This window comes from Aliivibrio friggae (assembly GCF_057368515.1).
Genome location: NZ_CM170648.1, coordinates 378,626 through 399,154, shown reverse-complemented (window position 1 = coordinate 399,154; position 20,529 = coordinate 378,626). Strand labels below are relative to the sequence as shown.

General features: G+C 38.5%; 18 protein-coding genes. 1 reads left to right on the top strand and 17 read right to left on the bottom strand.

The features are described 5' to 3' along the window. Positions 1-25: 25 nt before the first annotated feature. The 17 genes from AC2INI_RS01765 to csrD form a co-directional block, all read right to left on the bottom strand. Positions 26-4,345: a DUF6701 domain-containing protein gene (locus tag AC2INI_RS01765; RefSeq protein WP_486305225.1), complete on the bottom strand. Its 4,320-nt coding sequence runs from the start codon at positions 4,343-4,345 to the stop codon at positions 26-28. Beyond that, positions 4,342-4,779: an MSHA biogenesis protein MshP gene (locus tag AC2INI_RS01760; protein WP_486305224.1), complete on the bottom strand. Its 438-nt coding sequence runs from the start codon at positions 4,777-4,779 to the stop codon at positions 4,342-4,344. Before AC2INI_RS01760 ends, AC2INI_RS01765 begins: the two co-directional genes overlap by 4 nt. Continuing rightward, a complete protein-coding gene (locus AC2INI_RS01755) occupies positions 4,769-5,497 on the bottom strand; it encodes a PilW family protein (RefSeq protein ID WP_486305223.1) in 729 nt (242 codons plus the stop codon). Before AC2INI_RS01755 ends, AC2INI_RS01760 begins: the two co-directional genes overlap by 11 nt. Next, positions 5,497-6,087 (bottom strand): type II secretion system protein, encoded by a 591-nt coding sequence (locus tag AC2INI_RS01750; RefSeq protein ID WP_486305222.1) that lies wholly within the window; start codon positions 6,085-6,087, stop codon positions 5,497-5,499. Before AC2INI_RS01750 ends, AC2INI_RS01755 begins: the two co-directional genes overlap by 1 nt. Then, positions 6,084-6,677 (bottom strand): type II secretion system protein, encoded by a 594-nt coding sequence (locus AC2INI_RS01745; RefSeq protein WP_486305221.1) that lies wholly within the window; start codon positions 6,675-6,677, stop codon positions 6,084-6,086. Before AC2INI_RS01745 ends, AC2INI_RS01750 begins: the two co-directional genes overlap by 4 nt. A gap of 123 nt (positions 6,678-6,800) precedes the next feature. Then, positions 6,801-7,274 carry a prepilin-type N-terminal cleavage/methylation domain-containing protein gene (locus tag AC2INI_RS01740; RefSeq protein ID WP_486305220.1) on the bottom strand — a complete coding sequence of 158 codons (474 nt, stop codon included), beginning with the start codon at positions 7,272-7,274 and terminating at the stop codon, positions 6,801-6,803. Positions 7,275-7,420: 146 nt separating this feature from the next. Beyond that, positions 7,421-7,984: a prepilin-type N-terminal cleavage/methylation domain-containing protein gene (locus AC2INI_RS01735; RefSeq protein WP_122036558.1), complete on the bottom strand. Its 564-nt coding sequence runs from the start codon at positions 7,982-7,984 to the stop codon at positions 7,421-7,423. Positions 7,985-8,080: 96 nt separating this feature from the next. Further along, positions 8,081-8,524 carry a type IV pilus, mannose-sensitive hemagglutinin protein MshF gene (locus tag AC2INI_RS01730; protein ID WP_486305219.1) on the bottom strand — a complete coding sequence of 148 codons (444 nt, stop codon included), beginning with the start codon at positions 8,522-8,524 and terminating at the stop codon, positions 8,081-8,083. 2 nt (positions 8,525-8,526) lie between these two features. Then, positions 8,527-9,753: a type II secretion system F family protein gene (locus AC2INI_RS01725; RefSeq protein WP_122036556.1), complete on the bottom strand. Its 1,227-nt coding sequence runs from the start codon at positions 9,751-9,753 to the stop codon at positions 8,527-8,529. A gap of 9 nt (positions 9,754-9,762) precedes the next feature. After that, positions 9,763-11,487: a GspE/PulE family protein gene (locus tag AC2INI_RS01720; RefSeq protein WP_486305218.1), complete on the bottom strand. Its 1,725-nt coding sequence runs from the start codon at positions 11,485-11,487 to the stop codon at positions 9,763-9,765. Next, positions 11,487-12,572 carry a tetratricopeptide repeat protein gene (locus tag AC2INI_RS01715; protein WP_486305217.1) on the bottom strand — a complete coding sequence of 362 codons (1,086 nt, stop codon included), beginning with the start codon at positions 12,570-12,572 and terminating at the stop codon, positions 11,487-11,489. Before AC2INI_RS01715 ends, AC2INI_RS01720 begins: the two co-directional genes overlap by 1 nt. Beyond that, positions 12,572-13,417 carry an ExeA family protein gene (locus AC2INI_RS01710; RefSeq protein WP_486305216.1) on the bottom strand — a complete coding sequence of 282 codons (846 nt, stop codon included), beginning with the start codon at positions 13,415-13,417 and terminating at the stop codon, positions 12,572-12,574. The genes AC2INI_RS01715 and AC2INI_RS01710 overlap by 1 nt, the downstream gene beginning before the upstream one ends. 11 nt (positions 13,418-13,428) lie before the next feature. Further along, entirely contained in the window at positions 13,429-15,066 is a 1,638-nt protein-coding gene (mshL, locus tag AC2INI_RS01705; protein ID WP_122036552.1) for a pilus (MSHA type) biogenesis protein MshL, read from the bottom strand. 11 nt (positions 15,067-15,077) lie between these two features. Continuing rightward, entirely contained in the window at positions 15,078-15,413 is a 336-nt protein-coding gene (locus tag AC2INI_RS01700) for a type IV pilus, mannose-sensitive hemagglutinin D (MSHK) (RefSeq protein WP_122036551.1), read from the bottom strand. 1 nt (position 15,414) lies between these two features. Beyond that, on the bottom strand, positions 15,415-16,053 hold the full coding sequence (locus tag AC2INI_RS01695) for an MSHA biogenesis protein MshJ (RefSeq protein ID WP_122036550.1): 639 nt from the start codon (positions 16,051-16,053) through the stop codon (positions 15,415-15,417). Between the two features lie 2 nt (positions 16,054-16,055). After that, complete coding sequence (locus tag AC2INI_RS01690) at positions 16,056-17,510, bottom strand: MSHA biogenesis protein MshI (RefSeq protein WP_122036549.1); 1,455 nt, start codon at positions 17,508-17,510, stop codon at positions 16,056-16,058. 122 nt (positions 17,511-17,632) lie between these two features. Further along, positions 17,633-19,612: an RNase E specificity factor CsrD gene (gene csrD / locus AC2INI_RS01685; RefSeq protein ID WP_486305215.1), complete on the bottom strand. Its 1,980-nt coding sequence runs from the start codon at positions 19,610-19,612 to the stop codon at positions 17,633-17,635. Positions 19,613-19,801: 189 nt separating this feature from the next. Between csrD and AC2INI_RS01680 the strand changes: the two genes are divergently transcribed. Further along, on the top strand, positions 19,802-20,491 hold the full coding sequence (locus tag AC2INI_RS01680; protein ID WP_122036547.1) for a hypothetical protein: 690 nt from the start codon (positions 19,802-19,804) through the stop codon (positions 20,489-20,491). Positions 20,492-20,529 lie beyond the last annotated feature (38 nt).

Sequence of the window (20,529 nt, the reverse complement as noted above, 5' to 3'; positions counted from 1 at the left end):
GCAAATCAGGATTTTTATTCAATTTTTAGTTAGAAGTACCAATAATGTTACTTTCGCTGCGGAATATGACTCGATCATTGCCACGGAAAATACCAAAGGTCACGACTGTCGATGGATCTTCATCACCTTGCCCTCGCCAGTTGTATTGTAACCAAGGTTGGTCCTCATAACCTGATTCACAAGCGACATTCGTTTCACTTGTTTGTGGAGAGGTACTCGCTAATCTCAACCAAAAGCGCACTTGCTCTCGTAAATCTGGATTACTGGAATCTGCGATAGCTTCTAAATTACTTCTATCAACACCAGAATCAATACCATTTAAGTTAGATCCCGACAATGAAGAACCACTTGATGAACTCGGATCTGGCCAAATAGTTTGTTTGCAATAATTAGCACCATTAAATGTTGTCGCATTATCAGTATCACTAATAACAAAATCATTACCATTCCAATACTCAACGCGCAGTGGGACAGTGACACTTTGACCGACAGCCGTTCCAACACTGTCTAATACCATTCGGCCGTAGCGAACGTCTGGTTGGTTTTCAAATTCAATATTATTAGTGCCGTTAGAAAATTTAACATTGTCTCCTCCAGTGACACTCAAAGAAAATAATGTATTTGAGCTACCTCCAATGATTGGACCATCTGGTGTTGTTGAGATTGGAGTTACCTTAGATATATATTTAGTTATCTCAAAAGTATCAATCCATACGCATAATTGAGATGAATTATACTGAGGGCCATTTATGAAGCATTCAAACTTTCCTTCTGCGTTTTCTTTCCAGCTACTCTCACTCCAATTAAATAAGCTTCCATCAACAACCCGATCGTTAAGTAAACTAGAACCATTATACTGAGCAGAATAAATTACATCTGCAATTAAGTTATTAGTAAATAGCCCATAGTTATTTGTTGGCTCTCCATTTACATTTCGAGCTTCAATAATGAAATTTTGCTGAAAAGGTTGATTCATATAAGCAAACGACTGCTTAGTGGGATAAGTAATAGAGTCCATTAGTAACTTAAACTTTGCAGGATAAAAACGGCCTATCGATTTAGTTCCAAATTCAATCCCACCTTGAATCCCATCATAAAAAGTAGGACTTAACGCCTCAGATTTAAATAAAAGGCTTCCGACCTCTGAATAGGCCATATTATTGAATTCATAATAGCTATTCCTGCCGACATCTACGTAAACATCATTATCGATAGGAGCTAGTGGCGCTAGAATACCTTTCACTCCAGCCGTTGGAGTACTTAACTCGTATGATGGATATATAGATGAAAAAGGTGCCGATGGTTTAAAGAAGTTTTGTGTTACCGGTAAATTACAGAAATCAGTAGCAACACCGTACCTTACAGGCTTCACTTTTAGAGAAAATACGTCACCTGCAGCAACGAGTGCTGAACCTCCTCTGCTATCACCATCAATCGCAACATCACTACAAATTTCAAGCTTCCATGGCCTAGATTCAATATTTACTACCGCAGATAACAAGCCAGAATCAACAGGATAATCATTACAATCAAAACCTAAAGGACAAGTAAAGTTTGGGTCACTCAATGTAAAATGGGCAGATCCTGCTTCTTGGTAGGTTAAACTTGTTGTAGCTATACCTTGATTGAAAGTAAGGTCTATTTGGCCTGGATTTATACTGCCGGCTAACTCTAAATCCGTCCTTTCCCCTTCTGTAGGATTCGGCGAATCCAGTATGTATGAGGATACCTCTAACGTTTTACTGCCATTATAATCTTGAACTACATCGGGAGTTCCATCATTACAAGCGAGAACGTTAATATCAAAACTCTGTGATTTATTGGCAATAACCTGAACCGTATCGACTTCAAACTTAAATGGCACAAACTCAAAGTGTTCTTGCTCTGTCTCATTCAAGTTTTCGCTAGAAGCGGTAACATCAAACACATCCAAGTCAGCGCTATCTAGGTATAGCGTTTTCTCACCATCGACAAATGTTGAGCCAGTTATTGCACAATCAGCAGCGACTGACTTATCTGCAAAGGTAGACCAACATGCAGCTCCATTATCTTTTGCGTTAATTACAGCTGAGAAAGATTTATTGAAGCCAGAAACAGGACCATTATCATCTTCAACCGTAAAAGTTACAGGGATCCGCTCACAAGTTAAACTGTAATCAATTTGTGGAGTGACTTTTAGTGTGTAGTTTTTAGGAGGATCAAAGCATTGGTTAGAGCCTACAATCTGAGCATCATGATAGACAGTAATAATCGACGCAGTTACTGCTCCAGTTAAGACCGCATGATTATTAATTAATACCTCTTTTTCACTATATAATAACCCCTTAAAATTTGAGTGATTTGCAAGATTCACCCAACTAAAAATATTCCCATAGGTATATGGTAGATCATGAACAATCACAAGTAGTTGAGCATCACCTTGAATACCAAAAAAAGCACTGTTACTTAAAGAAAAACCCTTAGTGTGAATAATCACATTCTCACCCGGCGGAATAATTAATTCACCAAGGAGGTTAATGCTATCAATCCAATAAGTACCCGTATTAAAAATTGCTTTGCCTTTTTTATCTATCGTCAAAGAGCCCATAATCTCATCAGATTCATACGTTTTTGTTTCATCTTTTCCTACAATAACGGTCTCAAAATCAGGTGTCGGAGGTCTAAAGGATTCCAATGATAATTTATCAACCATTAAGCCAGATTCCGGAAAACACTCCGTTCCATCACAAGCTATTTTATTATTGTCATCATGAATATCGCCATCTAAAAAACCAACAAAACGACGGCCAGAAATCAAAGGAGATCCTGTGATCTTCGCTCTTTTTAAAATAGATAAGCTTGCTAATGAATTATTTTTCCATGTTTGAACTGGGCTTGGGAATAAATCACAAACAGGAGAACTGATTGGTTCTTCAAACATAAAGAATCCTGCTTTCTCAGCTGCGTGAGCTCGTTCAGAATCTTTATTCATATCCTCTTCAACAATAAAAGACACTTTATCTTTTTGAATATCACAACGGCGAAGCCATCCGCCATTACCTCCATTTCTTGAGTTCTTAGTCGCAACTAAAATTGGCGGACTATCAAAATTCCCTTCAGATATATCTGTATATGCAAGCTTACAACCTTTAGTTACAGGGTTGAAAATTTTATCTGTTTCATTTTTTGTTGTATTTGTTGTTTCAGCTTGACCAAGCCAAAATTTCTTACCATTAACAAACCCCGCACCTTGTCCAGCCACAAATGCCACTTTCTCATTATTATCAACTGAATTATTGCTCGTTACTTCGGAGCGCTCGAGAGCTAAACGAAACTGTTTTTTTTCCACAGCCCCTGCGTAACCAGTAAACCAAGCTGTCGCATTATTCTTCGTTTGTGGCTCAACTAAAATCCCAGGAACTGAAGTGAAATCTGATGACAAACCATACTGACTAAAATCAATAATTTCTCCAGTGCTACCTTCATTGTCACCTTTGGAGATTGTCCTTGATGTAAATAATGAATTAGCAACGATCTTAGAGCCATTACTTAGCTCTAAGACTCCTGGTTCCATTACAAAATAGTCAATATCTTGCATTGGTGCTTGCTTAAACTTAACCCAATGAGCGGCTTTTTCATGAGGAGCAATTACTTGCACTACATTAGCACCTTGATGAGTAACGTTAGATACACGTAATGATGAAGGTAACTCTGTAATTGATTGCGATTTATTTGTATTTTCTCTCTCAATTGTTGGCATAACAAAAACCAAAGGTGCAGGTTTGTCTGCCTCGTATGTATTTTTAAACGTTAATGTACAATTTACATTACCTTCTGAATCAATTGGGCATTCAGATGCGCTTAACCGACCGAATTCAAACTGTGGATCTCTATTAATCTCAGGATTTGGTATAAATTGTGAATCAGAGCAAGACAGAGAAGTTATATCTTCATCAGCTTCCGCCCATACTTTTAAATTACTACCTAAAAGAGCATAAAAGTTCACATTCTCTTTTTGTATCTCATTCCAAATATTGCCGTCGCTACTTTTATAATAAGTAATAACGCCAGAAGTGAGCCAATTTCCAGAATATTCATAACTTAGTGCAAGATAATAATCTTCATCCTCTTGAATTGCGCCATCATAAATAATAGTTGATAGTCTATTTTCCGCTGACCACAACCTATCTATCCCAAATAAACTAGGTTTACTTATATAAAGATCATTTTCATTGTCATCAATGGTAAATTGAACCGAAAAGTCACGTTCACTAGACACATCACAAGATAAATACGAGTCAGCTAAAACAAGAGGACTTACTAATAGTGAACAAATAAAAAACAGCCATTTCAAACATATTCTCATTGCCCTATCTCCTTTGCCCATACTTCTTGAACTCGTGTCACTTCATTTATTCCTGAACCACAGCTAGCCGTACTAATGATTTTAAAGTAGTGAATATCATTATCTTGATAGCGCACTTGGGTTTGCTCGCACTCTACTTGCGGCGTCGTACGACAACCACTGCCATCAAGCTGCATATTTGGCCTTCTAACACTGCCATCACAAATCGAATCATCGGCTCCCGACATCCCTAATGGAAACAGCTGCACTAATCCCCACTCCGCTCCTGAGTGCGCTAAAAACCACGCTTGAGTACCTAATACTTCTTTAGATACCGTATCGTGATTGCTAGTTTCGACTTTCAATAAATTTAATGATAGGTAGCCAACAACAACCATGACAACAACAGACATGATCAACAGGTTACCTTTTTGCTTTGCTTGATTATGGTACATTGATCACCTGCACATCATGTTGATATTGAGTTGTTTCACCTAAGTCATTTTCAAAAATTAAGGTCATTTTAATAGTACTATTACGATTTACCGATGCGCTTTGCGTAGTGAAATCGCCTGAAGAAACTTGATTTGCTAATTGAATCCCACTGCGGAATACGCCACCAAGTTGGATGCAATATTCAATAGGATTTGGACTATAAATAAATGCACGTTCAGAGATTGAACTTGAAATAAAAGCAGGGTTATTAAGTGCGTTAGGAAAGTTAATTGTAGAAACACTTCCAGATTGCGTCATTGATTCAATGCTCACAAATCGGTGGTTACTTTCATTAATTAAATCAGCTTGAGAGCTTGGGTTAATGGCCAACCTATGACCATTGAGATTAAACGTCGCATTAGAAAGTAATACAGTATCAATGTGCTTTTGACCAAATGCTGGTAATGCCAAATAGAAAGCGCTTGCCTCAACAGGAATAAAACTGACGCAATTACCATTTCCTGAGACTTCTACGCTATTTGGTACTGCATGACGCAGTTCTCGGCTCAACTTTTCAATGACAAACTTTGCCTGCATTTGGTTATCTTGACGATCAATGCTGTCGTTATAACTTTGAAAACCCAGTAGTAAGGTATTACTGGCTGCGAGGGCAACAATCCCGACCACCACAATAGTTAAGATCAACTCGATAAGGGTAAAACCACGAATGCGCTTCATTAATAATTCCCTCGATAAGCACTAAAAGTATATTGAGCATGGCTGCTTGCATACAGGGTAATATCGATCTTTTTGAACTGAGTTATTGCTGTTGCACTATTATCTACATCTGCATAAGCGACATTGATTTCAACCGTAAAATTTTTATATTCAGCGGCACTGTCTTGATCTATTAAACGATTTAACGAGTAATTAGCTAACCCTGAAGTACATTGAGCAGCCTCTCCCCAGCATCCAATAAAATCATCAACATCATTAAAAATAGTAGAATGGCTAGTTGTATTTTTTTCTGTAACACTATCTCGCCCAAGTTCATTAGGACTTGAACACACATCAGGTGCCGTAACTTCTCCGCAGCGATACGCTCCCCCATTAGGATCACTGTGTTCATCAAATTGACGACTTAAGATATCGGTCATAATTGAATGACCTAGCGCAGCAGCTTGAGCTTGATAAGTAGCTTGATGCGATTTAGTTGAAGAGCTAAATACACCAGAAACCAAGACTGACAGAGCGAAACCTAGAATTACAATTCCAACGATGGACTCTATTAGTGTGAAACCAATTTGGTTTACTCTCATTCGACTCATATCCCACATCCTTCATCTTGAACTGAACGATAAATAAAGCCTTCACTATTAATGCACACAGAGCGGCTTTCATTTGAAGAAGGTGACGTTATGGTGATGCGACAATCACTGTCGGTACAAAGAGTGGTGGTTGCGGATGAAGTAACTATTGCAGGTCTTCCAAGTAAATCAAACGATAACTCAGAGACTGTGCCGTTTACTGAATTAAACACATATTTTAATTTGATTAACTCTAATTCTTGCTGATTTGTCTCTTTTGAATAATCAGAAAGTACCGCGCTGTTCATACCCTGATTTTGGCACGACTGAGCGACACCAAATTGTGTAGGTGACATGATAATTGAACGACAACTAGTACTATCAATTGCAGTATTGGTTTGCATCGCTGTGATTTGAACTTGACGCAGAATAGAGAGTACTTGCTCTTGTGCTGCCGCCGAAGAGAAACGGCTCGCCCCCATGTATTTAGTGGATGTATAGACACCAATAATAGCGAGCAGCACTATCACAACGATCAGTTCCACCAGAGTAAAACCACTAATTTGGGTTTGTTGTTTCAAGCTGTTTTTATTGAGAGGAAAAGTCATCATCCGTTACCTTATTGCTTCCTGTTACTAGGATAAAGTAATTTATAGAGATAGCGAGAGTTTGTTAATTTTTGATACAAAAAAGCCAGCGGAGATCGCTGGCTTTTGATTATTTAGCTTTAACTATTAACAAGCATCAACACCTGCAGCAGTAATTACTGGCGGGGTATCTTTGTCAGCAGCTTCAGTGTATGTCACGCTACAAGAATCTTTAGATCCTGATTTAAAGCCATAAGTAACAGAGCTATCAGTAGTCTTACCACCACTAATTACACTCCAATCGTCATTAAGGCCTACAACAGCAACATTAATTCCACCACTTGCAGCTACTGGATAACCAAAACTGATAGTTACACCAGCAGCAGATGCAGTAGCAGGAAGAGCACTAGGATTACCTGTCGCTTCATTACCATCAATCGCCGCTTTACCATAAACGATACCAGCAGCACCAGACATTGCGCCTTTTAGGCCTTGCAGTGATGATGCACGTGCATCTGATTGTAGGTTAAGGAATTTAGGTGCCGCAGTTACTGCAAGAATACCTAGAATAACGATTACTACTACTAGCTCAATAAGGGTGAAACCACCTTGTCTTTTCATGTTACTACTCTCTTTTATTATAAAAAGTGATGGAACTTAATCGTTGCCACCATTATTGTTAAAACAGTTACTGCTATACGCCACTGGTTTAAGCAGTTTTCATTTAGCACCTTTATGAACAACACGATCATAAAGGCATTAATTCTTTATTGCAGAGTCACTACCACACGGCCAGATTCAGGCTCATAGGTAAAGAAGTGCCCTTCGTTTTCTTGTTGCGTATATTTACATTGATTGCGACTATTTTCGCTAATCACTTCTGCTAAGTATTTCGCTTTATTGTCATTGCTGTCATCTGTCACGTATGGCGCATTTTGCAATAACATTTCCATCAACAAGATACATTCTTTTGCCGTTAATGACGTTGGGTAGCTCCCAGTATCATTACCATCTAAATCTTCACGTGGTGAAATTGGGTAACCAGGACGAAAATCCACTTGATTTGCCTGAGATGGATCTGTTAGCCAAAACTCAGTGCCATCATAACTAACCGCATTGTAGCTATCTGTTCTTGGACGAGCTTCCGCTTCCCATTGTGCTCTTGCAGAAAGCACCGCCGTTGCATAACCACCTGCAACGCCTTCAATACTGGCTTTTTTTGCTTCAAGGCTAACATCTAAAAATCGAGGTAATGCCACTGTTGCCAGCAAACCTATTACAACAATCACAATCACTAGCTCAACCAGTGAGAAACCTTTTTGGTGCTTCATCGTAATGCTTCTCTCTCTATTCTTATTTTCGTTCTGAATTGTAAGGGATTATACAAAAAAAAACACAGTGTTCGTCAAAAAAATGCCCATTAATTTTTAATTCAAAAAACCGACATTAACTTTAAAAACACCATTCGATAACATTACAGAAAACACCTTACCATTCGGTATTCTATAATCACAGCGATATTGTTCTTTCATGCTAGTATTTTTATTTATTTCGATACGGTCCGCATAAACCTTGTCTTTATTTGGTAATAAAAGAGCTAACCATGCCTGACAATCCACATCATTATCACTAAGCACTACTGGCCAGCCTAATGATGAAAATTTTACATCTATACCATCTTTTATCATGGAGTGAGGCTGTCCATTCACCACCCAGTAATTTTTGAATTCATTCGCTGAGGATAATATCTCCCGACTGGTCATCGTCAATGCAGTATCTTCAACTTCAGGCTCTATTATCTCCCACTGGTATAAAATAACAGCAAGTAAAATAATCACCAGAGCCCCCCATATGATTCGGGTTGCAGACATAATTAACCGCCTTTTACCACATCTAACATATTCCACATAGGCAAGAAAATACCTAGTGCTAATATCAGAACCATACCCGATACAATCACCAACAACAGCGGTTCTATTCTTGCTGTTAAGGTTTTTAAATCATAATCGACTTCACGGTCATAAAAGTCAGACACTTCCAATAGTAAGTCATCGATTTGCCCGGTCTCTTCACCTACCGCAATCATCTGTTGAACAAGCGGTGTGAAAATTCCACTTTGTGCTGCGGTTGCTGACATACTGGTGCCCGATTCAATTCCATTTTTCATTTCAAGCAATCTGTTTTCTAAGTACTTATTACCCAGAGACTCCGCAGAAAGAGCAATAGATTGATTTAATGGCACCCCTGATTTTAGCATCAGAGCAAAGGTTCTTGAGAAACGTGACATTTGCGCTCGTGTAACAATATCGCCAACAATAGGAATTCGTAATCGAAATTTATCCCATTTTTCACGCCCGACATCGCCACTGATCCAAGATTGAAAAGCAACAAACATTCCGGCCATTCCACCGAGCATAAAGTGCCAATAATTTACAGAGAAGCTCGATGTCGCCATTAAAATCCGCGTTGGTAATGGCAGTTCAACACCAAAACGAGCAAACATTGAGGTAAATTGTGGAATAACTTTAACGTTCAGTACTAACATCGCTAAGAAAATAAAACTCAACACAAAAATAGGATAACGCATCGCTGATTTAATTCGCTTACGTGTTTCCATCTCTTGTTCATAATAATTTGCAAGCTGTAATAATGCCTGATCTAAACGACCAGTATTTTCACCAACATGGATCATTGAAACAAATAAAGAGCTAAATACCTGTGGATGCTGCTGCATTGATACCGATAAGCTTCGACCATTAGTTAAATCAGTAGTCACTTCTTCTAATGCTTTTTTGAGCAGTTTATTATTACTGTTTTGCGACAAACCATTCATCGCCCTCAACAATGGTACCCCTGCCTTTGTTAAGCTATACATTTGGCGACAAAAAATCACTAATACTTCTAAAGGAATATTAGGTTGAAACCATTTTTTCCAATCAGAAGCACTCGAATTACCACCAAATTTACTTGCTCGAATAGAGGTCGGGATCACTCCATCATTCATCAACTGTTCAGCGGCGGCTTCTTGTGATACCGATTCGACGGAGCCTGATACTTGCTCTCCGCGTCTGTTACGCCCGCTGTATTTAAATATTGCCATGCTCTATGCCTACATCAATATTGGCTGATGGGAAGCGGCATTATCTCCTTCCCCTAGAACCATCACTTCATCAAGACTGATGATGCCATTCATGGCTAACTCCATGGCTGATGCTAATAATGGTTTATAATCTGCATTTTCTCGTGCTTTATGAGAAAAACCCACAGCATCATTAGCTCTTAATGCATCCATCATGGGTTGATCCAATTCCAGTAGTTCGAAAACACCGATACGCCCACGGTAGCCAGTTAAATTACAGCTTTGACAACCATGCCCCCTCTGAAATGGGACTGAAACTTGATTTGGGAAACGTGTCTGCACCCATTGTTTACGAGCGTCATCTAAATTATCAACCCCAGAGCAATCCGGACAAATTTTCTTAACGAGTCGTTGAGCCAATACTGCACGAACCGCGCTCGCTACCAAATACCCAGGCGCGCCCATATCCATCATACGCAACGCACTGTCTACCGCGTCATTGGTATGTAATGTTGATAATACTAGGTGACCGGTTAGGGCTGCTCGCAATCCAATCTCTACGGTTTCTTGATCACGCATTTCACCAATAAGAATTATATCAGGATCCTGACGTAGGAAGGTTCTTAAAATTTTAGCAAACGTTAAATCAATCTTACTATTTACTTGAACCTGGTTAATTCGAGGTAGACGATACTCTACTGGGTCTTCCGCAGTAATGATCTTCTTACTTGGCTGATTAAGCTCACTCAACGCACCATATAGCGTTGTCGTTTTACCAGAACCTGTAGGCCCTGTTACTAAGATCATACCGTGAGGGCGACGTAGTTGTTTACGTAATCGAACTAAAAGATGTTCAGGTAAGCCTGAGTATTCTAATTCACGAATACCTGATGTTTGGTTAAGTAAACGCATTACTACTGATTCGCCATATTGTACTGGCATGGTTGAGAGACGAATATCAACCGATTGACCACGGGACTTTATATTAAAGCGCCCATCTTGAGGTAAACGTTTTTCAGAAATATCCAAGTTAGCCATAAGCTTTAAACGAAGTACTAAAGCAGAAGCGATATTGACTTCATTAAGTAGCGTTTCGTGTAAAACACCATCAATACGCTGACGCAAACGTAATACTTTATCATCAGGTTCGATATGAATATCCGATGCACCAACTTGAATTGCATCTTCAAATAAAGAATTAATTAATTTAACAACGGTAACTTCATCATTATCGGTATCTGTAATACCAAAATTAAAGTCATTGGTATCTTGATGTTCAGATTGTAATTGTTCAGCAAAAGAGGCGATCTCTTTAGTTCGACGATAAAAACGGTCAAAGCTATCAACTAATTGTCTTTCTGATGCGATAACCATTTCAATTTGATAGCGCTGAAGTTGCGAAAACAGTGCTTCTTGAGCGGAGAGATCGGCAGGATCACTCATTGCTACACGAATGGTATCTCCCTTTTGACTGATCACTAGTGCTCGTAATCGACGAGCATGAACCTCTGGTAATAGCTGTACTGCAGCAGCATCAATATCTGCACGGTTTAAATCAACCAAAGGAACATCTAATTGCTGAGATAGAAAGGCCAACATTTGCTTTTCAGATAAGAAGCCTAACTGTATTAGCGTACCACCCAGTTTTCGTCCTGTTTTCTTCTGTGCTAACAGGGCTTGCTCTATCTGCTGTTCAGTAACAATGTTTTCTTCGACTAATAGATCACCAAGTCTTTTTCTTAACTTAAGACGCATTATTCATTTCCTTCCATTGTTGCTAATAATTTAATTCTATCTCTTATGAACACCTGAGATGAGCGAGATAATCCAGGTTTAATCAATGCGGCTTGATAAGTCTCGTACGCTTTCTTTACTTGCGCCTCTCTTTCATAAACTATCGCTAGGCCAAGCCACCAGCGACCATTATCGGGTTCTTTCTCTACTAGCATTTGGTAACTTTCTTTTGCCAAGTCCATCAGCTTTAGCTGTTGAGCCAATCCGCCACGAGTAGCAAGATAATCAACATCGGCCTCTACAGGTATGAACTCTAACACTGACAAAGCGGCTTCAGGCTGTTTTTCTTTTTGCAATAAACTCGACAACGCTAAACGCAAAGAGACACTGTTATGGTCAAGCTTAATCCCTTGTTGTAATACCGCCGCAGATTCTTGTACTTCTCGCTTGCCATACAATAATGCCGCGAGTTTCTTTCGTGATTCCTCATCACTAGGCTGATATTTTAAAACCGTATAGTACGCTTTCATTGCCTCTTTAAAATCAGATCTACCTAAAGCATTCTTAGCAACTTCACGACTTTTTTGAGCTAAATCTGATGGTAATAATTCAACTTCTTCCACAAAAAAATCTTCTGTTGCCTTCTCTTGTGGGGTCTTGGGGATGACCGACTCTTTTTTAGGTGTTACTGATGCTGTTTTTGTATTCGCGGTATAGCTAACAGCCGATGTAGTAACTTTTGCAGGCTGCGCTTCTCTATTTTCTGATTTCTGTTCTCTCGCAATAGAAATGGGCTCAAGTGCTTTATCTTTATAAATAGAGCTGATCTCTTTATTGGCTACTTTTTGCGTAGGCGAGAGAGATAAAATAGGTGCTCCTGTCAATACTCGTGTAGCGGGCACCTCTTCTTGAATAGGGTTTGAAGTATCACCTAAGCTCGCCCAGCCAATAAGAGAGAGTGAACTAATCACTCCAATAGCAAAAAAGAAAGAGGCTTTAAATTTAGATTCAACATTTGGAATATGTGCTGGAGAAATGCTCTTTTGAACACCTTCATTTACATCTTGTTTAGTAATATTCAACAAGGCTTTATTAGTGGCACTCACTATGCTCTCCAACCCCAAAATGTGGGGAAATAATACGTAGGTTTGGCGGTATCAGTCGTATCTAAAATGGCATTAAATACGGACTTAGCTGATACTGTCTCTAACTCTTCAGAAAAAGAAATAAGTAGCGCTTTATGGCATAGTTGATTAATTAATCGTGGTACGCCACCACTTGCTCGCCAAATAGCTTTCATCAGTGAAAGCGTAAAGGGGTTATTCTCACAGCCAGATTCAGACATTCTATAATTAATGTAGGCTACGGTTTCACTCACATTTAATGTGCGTAGCGATGCAGAAAAAGTAATTCGCTGTCTAAGCTGACGTAAGTGGTATTGCTGTAATCTCTCATCTAGTTCTGGCTGTCCAAACAAAACAATTTGCAATAACTTGGTATAGTCAGTTTCAAGATTTCCAAATAGACGCAAGGTTTCTAGAGCGTCATCACTGAGTGCTTGTGCCTCATCAAGAAAAACAACAGCGGTTTTTCCTTCCGCTTGTAAATCAATCAGCCGATCATGAATGCGGTCAGTCAATGCGACACCATCACCGCCTTGATCAATCCATAGCTCTTTAGCTAATGCTTGACGTAACTCATGACCATTCATCATCGGATTTGGAAGATAAAGTAACTCAACATTCGCAGGTAACTGACTCATCAACATTCGACAAACTAGCGTTTTACCCGTGCCAATCTCACCAGTAACTTTAATGACTCCCTCTCCCATAGAGATGGCAGACAATACCATTTTTATCGCCTCATAATGAGGCAATAATCCATGAAAAAGAGAGGTATTCGGCGTTAAGGTAAAAGGTAACTGCTTTAAACCGAAATGTTGTTCATACATAAACGTTGTGATTACTCGTCAGGGAACCATTCTTGCAATAAATCACGAGAACGCTCTAACTCTTCTTGCCAAGTATCAACACCAACAACCGTTGGTTTTAATAAAATAACCAGTTCTGTTTTTTGAGTAAGTTGACTTACATTACGGAATAAATGACCTAATGCAGGGATATCACCTAAGAATGGAACTTTAGATACTTGGTCAACAGTTTGAGATTTCATCAAACCACCAATAACCACCACATCGCCACTTTTTGCACGGATAACAGAGTCAGACTCACGGATTGAGCTTTTCGCTAGCGGTAGCTGAAGCACACCACCTACATCACCCAAACCGATCTCTTTAATTTCAGTTTCAACATCAATAACAGAAGGATGTACATGCAACATTACATTGCCTTTGTCATCGATTTGAGGAGTCACATCTAATGAAATACCAGAGAAAAATGGAGTTAGAGTCACTTCCGGTGATGCATTTGAATTATCACCACTGCCTGTAACGCTTGATACGTCAGTAACAAAATATTCATCACGACCGACTTTAATTACGGCTTTTTGATTATTTGCAGCAGTAACACGAGGACTCGAAAGTACATTCAAATCACCTTGAGTATCCATAAAACTAAGAACCGCTTCAAAATTCCCATCTGAAACAGTGATGTTAGTTTGGCCTCCTAATAAGGACCCAATCGCATCCATACCCGGTAAAGCCCCAGCTGTTGTTCCTGGAGTTTGGCCGAAGATAATATCCGTACCACCAATTGAACCGGTTAAATTTGACCAATTAATACCTTGCTGATAGCCGTCACTTAATGTTACTTCAAGCAATTTAGCTTCTAAAATAACCTGACGTTGCAAGCGTTTATGAGAAACACCTAAAAATTGTTTAACTTTACGTAACTCATCAGGAGAGGCGGTAATAGTAATAACACTCGCTTGTGGAGAGGTTACAACACTACGACCTGAACCATTTCCGATCATCACTGATACTGCTTTCTCTAATTCTGTCCAGAAGTCACTTTCACTGGTGGTTTCAATTTCAGTTCCGCCAGTAGCAGAAGATGATGAAGACGAATTACCGCTTGAATTTGAGTTATCACTATTACTTGATGATGAATTGCTATCAGAATTAGTAATAGAGCCCGTTGTTATCGTCGTTAATGAGCGACCTTTACGAGTAAGCTGCAAATAATCAATAGGGATTGTTTCTGTGCGGATTGTCGCTGGATAAACTTGTAATATTTTATCTGACTTTACAATTTCATAGCCATACAAATCTTCAACCGAAGATAAAACTTCGTCTAAGGTAACATCATTAACATTCATTGTTATACGACCAGAAACTTTAGGATGTATTACAACGCTGTATTCAGTGCCTTTAACGAGACTAGTAAAGAAAGCTTTAGCGCTGACTCCGTTAGCTTTTACTCTAAAACGTTTAACTGGTTCATCTATTTCAATACTCGGCGCATTCAAATCAGGCATTAAATCAGCCTGTACTGAAGCTGGCAAATCAGCTAATAACTGGCCACCATTTTCATTAATAGATTGATCTAAAGTCTGTTTAATTTCAACGGGATCACGGTGCCCCATTGAGCAGCCCGCTAATGACGCTACCATGAAGCTAATGATGACATTACGTACTTTCATTATTACAAACCTTAATTCTTAATATCTTGTGAAAATAGAGAAAGTTGCCACTGCTTACCAGAACGGCCAATCGAAACGCTTTCTTCGTTAATCGCTAATAAAGTGTAACCTGATATTTTGTCGCCTTTTGTCACTGACTTATCATCCAGCACGGCATAACAATTTGACTGCCCAGTACAACTGATTGCTTGTAATGAAGGAAAATACTGGCGTTTCTTAACCACTTTTTTCTTTACTGGTTCTGGTTTTATCCAACTTAGAGGCTCAGTAGGATCATGCCCAACCGTAGCATCTGATGCGTAAGACGAAGCTGAGAATAGCAATAAAACTAAAAAAATATTTTTCATATTAGCCGCCAATAAATCCTTTACTCGAACCTAGCGTATAAACCTCTATGCTAAGTTCTGCTATTGGGTATTTTTTAACTTCATAGTTAAAATTTCGCCAATAATACTTCACAGGCAACGCTTCTAAACTAGATAAATAAGCTTCTATATCAAAATAGTTTCCTGATAAAACCAACTTCACAGGATGAATGTAATAGCCAGCAACATTATTTTCATCCAATAAACGCTCTGAACGTAGCGTACTCATTGAAAGTAAGGTTAACTTTGATGATTCTTGTAGCACGGTTTCCAGCAGCTGAGCCATTTGACTAGGCGATACTAAAGCAGCCACTCGATTTGAAAGCAATTCTGCGAGATCTTGACTCTCTAGCGTTAACGCTTGGTATTGTTCATTAATCTCTACATTTGGATCTTTTTGTAGCCTAAATTGAGCCAATTCAATTTGTTGCTTTAACGATGAAATCGAGTTGTTTAAACGGGTAATATCTCGTTCCACTTTTTGATATTGGGCGATTTTAGGTTCAACAAGAAAGGTTAATGAAATAAAAATCACAGCAACCCAACCAACTAAAGTAATTAGTATTTTTTCTCTTTGCGAAAGTGCAGAGAATGCCTCTTTGGCTTTAATCCAATGTTCCATGATTATTCCTTTGCCACTTTAGTGTTTAAGATAAATGACACTAAGCCTTTCTCATCTGTTTTGATTTCTAATTGGTCGAAGGTTCTGCCCACTAAGTGCAGTTCACTTTCAAAGCTTTGCACCCAATTAGGGATAACATCTGGCGTTCGTGCATAACCCGTAAAGTTAACATCTTCACCTGAAATATAGATTTTTGTCAGAGAGATATTTCCTTTTCCGAGTTGAGTTAAGTTACTCATAACACCGGAATAACCGATCTGCATTCCCTCATCAAAATTATCAATCACTTTCAACGATGCACGTTTCGATTCAATGTCTTCTTTTAAGCGCTTAATTGCCGCTAATTTTGCAGCAGAAGGTTTATGCCCTTCTAGTTTTTTATTTAATACTGACAATTCTTGTTTATGGCGACTTTCTTGAGATGCGAGCAATTGCGTGCGTTCTTCTAAATTGATTAATTTCCACTGATAAAAACCAACAATCATCGCCGCAATAACAAGGCCTACACCCCAGCTAATCATTACATTTTGTAGAGTGAAATAATCCGCTTTCGGTTTTAATCTATCACTGTATAAATTGACACTTGATTGATTAAATAATCCAAGCCAAGCTAGCAATTCTCCAGATCGAAATACTCGTGGTTCATCAACCAAAAGTGAAGCAACTTTCACACCTAAACGATTCTGTAATTCTGATGCTAAAATCGCATCGTCTTCATCATCACAACGAAAGTATAAGTGGTTAATATTAACGCTATGCAGCTGAGCACTGAGATAGTCCAATGAGCGTTGTAATTCCAATGCTAAGCTATCTAATTGAAAGCTATTTGCATTATCACCCGTTAATGGAGCCATAATTCCACGTAAAGAACGGTTGAGGTGCAAACGCTCTTCACTAAAAGCAAGTAACTTAAATTCAGCTGATTTATTGTGGGTTAATAGCATGAAGCTATCGTCTTCTTTTTTGGCGTGCCCCCAAACCAATTCATCAGGGGTGACATTGACGATATTAATTGAAAGCGGCTTTAGTAACTCAAGTAGGGCTTGAATCGTAGCTAATTGAGAAATGTATACTTGCATCTTGCCATTAATCGTCTCGATTCCATCAGCGACAATATCTGCAACACGATCAGAGATCAGATCCTTAACTAAAAAAGGTAAAGCGCCAACCAACTCTTCTTTTGGTAGATTCGGGTTATCAATTTGGAAAGATTGGTATAAATGCGAACCTATCACAATATTCGCATTACAATCTGATATAGCCATATCCTGACAAGCACTAATTAGAGCTTCTTTCCAATTATGTGATTGTTCAACAGGAGTAAAGTGATGTGATTTAAGTTCATCATTAGCATCACTTTTTGCGATATAAATACCACCTTGCAATATCACAATCGATGTTGTTGTCTTTACTGAACGAGATAGCTTCAGTTTTTTTAATGCATCCATCATATTCATTATATTGCTCATTTCTCTACTGCGTTATTTCAATGGTATTAACAAGCCAAGACATATAGCGCAAGATAATACAACATTCTATTCCTGTCTGATATGAGATTATCTACAAATTAAGAAAGTTCCTACTTTCCCCATCGATTTCTTCTTTTTGGTATTGATATTTTTTCCTGTTGGTGGAATAGAGCAACTTCTGCTTCAAAAATTCGGCCTTGCCCTCCTTCAACACCTAACTCTTTTAATAATTTAAGTTCTTTCTTACTTTCAATTCCCACTGCCAATACTTTAGCGCCGGTATTCTCGCACGCGCCCAATAAACTACGTACAAATAACTGATTCTCATATCGCTGGTGAATATCTTTCATTAAGCTACGGTGAAGCTTAATATAATCAACCTTCAAGTCTTTAATGTAGTGAGTGCTTACTATTGTTCTTCCTGCTTGTTCGACAACTAATTGACAGCCAAATCCTTTTAATAACTTAGCGATAGGTCTTACCGCATCTAAATACGTCACTACCTGACCTTCAGTTAACTCGAAACTCAGTCGTTGAAGTTGAGCTCTAGGAGTTTGTAATAACCTATTTTTAAGCTGTCGTACAAATACAGGATTTTGTAAACTCTTAACTTGTAGGTGTACAGAAAAATGATGTTGAGAAAAATCAGGATCAGCAAGCAACGGGAATACCTGCTTCAATACTGCAATATCTAACTTTATTTGGTAACCAACTTGTTCTATCGCGGGTAAGAAACGAGAGGCTTTAATTTGCACTCCATTTTCATCTTTTATCCGAGAAAAAAGCTCAAAGTGAAGAGTCTCAAGCCCATTATCTTTAAAAAGAAAAGTTGATTGCTTATACAGCACTAATTGTTCTTGCTCAAAAATAGCATCAAATAGGTTTCTCCAACGAACACTACCTAAGCTCTCAGTCAGTTGTTGTTGCTTTTTAAATAGAGACCAACTGTTATTGTTCTGTAATAGTGCACTACGATGAGCCATATCTAACTCATCCATTAAGCGACCTCTTCTTTCTGAACTTACGTACATACTGACGCCTATGTGACACCAATTATCAGAATCCAAGCTTTTTGGCGGCGATATTTTCTCTACAATTTTTAAACATTGAGCCGCGATTACTTTTGCTTCTTTAAGAGATTGCTGAGGGATAAGTAATGCAAAATCAGATTGATAATAACGAGAGAGAACGCTATCACTGTAACGCTGGATTAAATTATTCAGTTGCTTACCGACTTCAACAATGAGTTCATCACCAACCGCTTTCCCTTGTTCTTCAACTAAGTCTTCCCAACCATTTATTTTCAATAATAAAAGAACACCTTGACTGTCTGATTCTTGTAATGTCGATTCGAGTTTACTGTCGAATAAAACTCGATTCGCAGAGCCTGTCAATTGATCTAAAAAAGTATGGGTACGAATAAACGTATCGAAGCGACTGCGCTCTTTTCGTGCGTCTTTTAATTCAGTGATCACACTATCAAGCGCTAAACTAGCCGTTGCTGGCCATTCTTCTTCGTTACCAACAGCATAATCATCTAACTTCCCAGCTAATAGCATTCTGCCTCGTTCTTCTAATAATTCAGAACCATGCAGTTGTTTCCTTAACCAGACCACTCCCCATAATAATGAGACGATAATGACAGCAATAGCTGCTGTTATTGAAAATAGAGCACCTAAAGAGTAGGCAAATGCACTATAGGGAGGTACTGATTTAAAGGTAATTGAATACCCTTTATTCATCTGAAGAGGTAGCGTGTTTGTAGAGAGTAAACTGCCATCAGGGATAACCGCTAATGTTTGAAACGAATAAACAACACCAGTAGGAGAAGATAATTCCATACTCACTACACTACTTGCTTTCAATAGTTTAGGTAGCCACTTAGCCATTGATTCTGCTTCTTCTGGATGTAGTAACTCTTCATCTACAACATTCACTACACCAGTCAAATAATGCTCAAGGTATTCATTACCAATTTGCTTAAATGAGATGGTTCCACCAATAAACAAAATGAAGATTGCAGCTGACACCATTAATGTGACAAATGATATTAAGCGATTGCTTAGGCGTAAACTTGGGGTCTTTCTCATTAAACTTTTCTTCCTTGAAAAAATCTGATTGTGAATAATGCCACAATTAAACATGTAAGATTTAGAACTATCTCTAAATGCGTATTAGATATAATACAAATATTTCACCAACATCTCTATACAATGCCCAAAGTCAGTAACAGAACACTTATAAATCTGCACAAACCCTAGATCATACAAGGTAGATACGTGAATATTGAATTCAATGCTAAAAAATTATTAACTTTTTTCCTCTCCATTATTACTCTACTTTTCGTGGCAAACTCCTTTGCTATCTTTTCCGAACATTACTTAACGTATTCTCACATTGAAACAATTATCCGTTTATTTAATGTCGATAAAGAAATGAATATCCCAACACTGTACTCTTCTTGTGCAATGATCGTTGCCAGCCTTTTACTCGGTCTTGTTGCTCATATTCATGCAAAACAGCATGACGCCTATTTGGCTTGGGCTGGCTTAAGTGGCATATTTCTTTTTCTTGCTCTCGATGAAATGACAGAGCTTCATGAAATGTTAGTAGGCCCTGTTCGTAATTCTTTAAATACAAGCGGTGTGCTTTATTTTGCTTGGGTAATTCCTTATGCGGCCTTACTGCTCATTTTTACGTTAACCTATTTTAAATTCTTGTTTAGACTGCCAACCAAAACCCGCAATCTTCTTATCTTATCTGGTGTTATTTACGTTTCAGGGGCATTAGGATTTGAGCTGATTGGGGGTAAAATCTCTCAGTTACACGGTATTAACTCATTAAATTATGCCGTTAGCTATACCATTGAAGAAACATTAGAGATGCTTGGTATCGCTTTTCTAATTTATACCGCCAGTAGTTACATTGCTGAGCAATTTCCAAATTTAACCTTAAAGTTCAGCAAGTAATACCAGGATACGCCGATAAAAAAAGCCTCGATAAATTC

Excerpts from the sequence above, each read along its gene's own strand:
- AC2INI_RS01765 (WP_486305225.1), bottom strand. The coding sequence starts at position 4,345 with ATGAGAATATGTTTGAAATGGCTGTTTTTTATTTGTTCACTATTAGTA.
- AC2INI_RS01760 (WP_486305224.1), bottom strand. The coding sequence starts at position 4,779 with ATGTACCATAATCAAGCAAAGCAAAAAGGTAACCTGTTGATCATGTCT.
- AC2INI_RS01755 (WP_486305223.1), bottom strand. The coding sequence starts at position 5,497 with ATGAAGCGCATTCGTGGTTTTACCCTTATCGAGTTGATCTTAACTATT.
- AC2INI_RS01750 (WP_486305222.1), bottom strand. The coding sequence starts at position 6,087 with ATGAGTCGAATGAGAGTAAACCAAATTGGTTTCACACTAATAGAGTCC.
- AC2INI_RS01745 (WP_486305221.1), bottom strand. The coding sequence starts at position 6,677 with ATGATGACTTTTCCTCTCAATAAAAACAGCTTGAAACAACAAACCCAA.
- AC2INI_RS01740 (WP_486305220.1), bottom strand. The coding sequence starts at position 7,274 with ATGAAAAGACAAGGTGGTTTCACCCTTATTGAGCTAGTAGTAGTAATC.
- AC2INI_RS01735 (WP_122036558.1), bottom strand. The coding sequence starts at position 7,984 with ATGAAGCACCAAAAAGGTTTCTCACTGGTTGAGCTAGTGATTGTGATT.
- AC2INI_RS01730 (WP_486305219.1), bottom strand. The coding sequence starts at position 8,524 with ATGTCTGCAACCCGAATCATATGGGGGGCTCTGGTGATTATTTTACTT.
- AC2INI_RS01725 (WP_122036556.1), bottom strand. The coding sequence starts at position 9,753 with ATGGCAATATTTAAATACAGCGGGCGTAACAGACGCGGAGAGCAAGTA.
- AC2INI_RS01720 (WP_486305218.1), bottom strand. The coding sequence starts at position 11,487 with ATGCGTCTTAAGTTAAGAAAAAGACTTGGTGATCTATTAGTCGAAGAA.
- AC2INI_RS01710 (WP_486305216.1), bottom strand. The coding sequence starts at position 13,417 with ATGTATGAACAACATTTCGGTTTAAAGCAGTTACCTTTTACCTTAACG.
- mshL (WP_122036552.1), bottom strand. The coding sequence starts at position 15,066 with ATGAAAGTACGTAATGTCATCATTAGCTTCATGGTAGCGTCATTAGCG.
- AC2INI_RS01700 (WP_122036551.1), bottom strand. The coding sequence starts at position 15,413 with ATGAAAAATATTTTTTTAGTTTTATTGCTATTCTCAGCTTCGTCTTAC.
- AC2INI_RS01695 (WP_122036550.1), bottom strand. The coding sequence starts at position 16,053 with ATGGAACATTGGATTAAAGCCAAAGAGGCATTCTCTGCACTTTCGCAA.
- AC2INI_RS01690 (WP_122036549.1), bottom strand. The coding sequence starts at position 17,510 with ATGAATATGATGGATGCATTAAAAAAACTGAAGCTATCTCGTTCAGTA.
- csrD (WP_486305215.1), bottom strand. The coding sequence starts at position 19,612 with ATGAGAAAGACCCCAAGTTTACGCCTAAGCAATCGCTTAATATCATTT.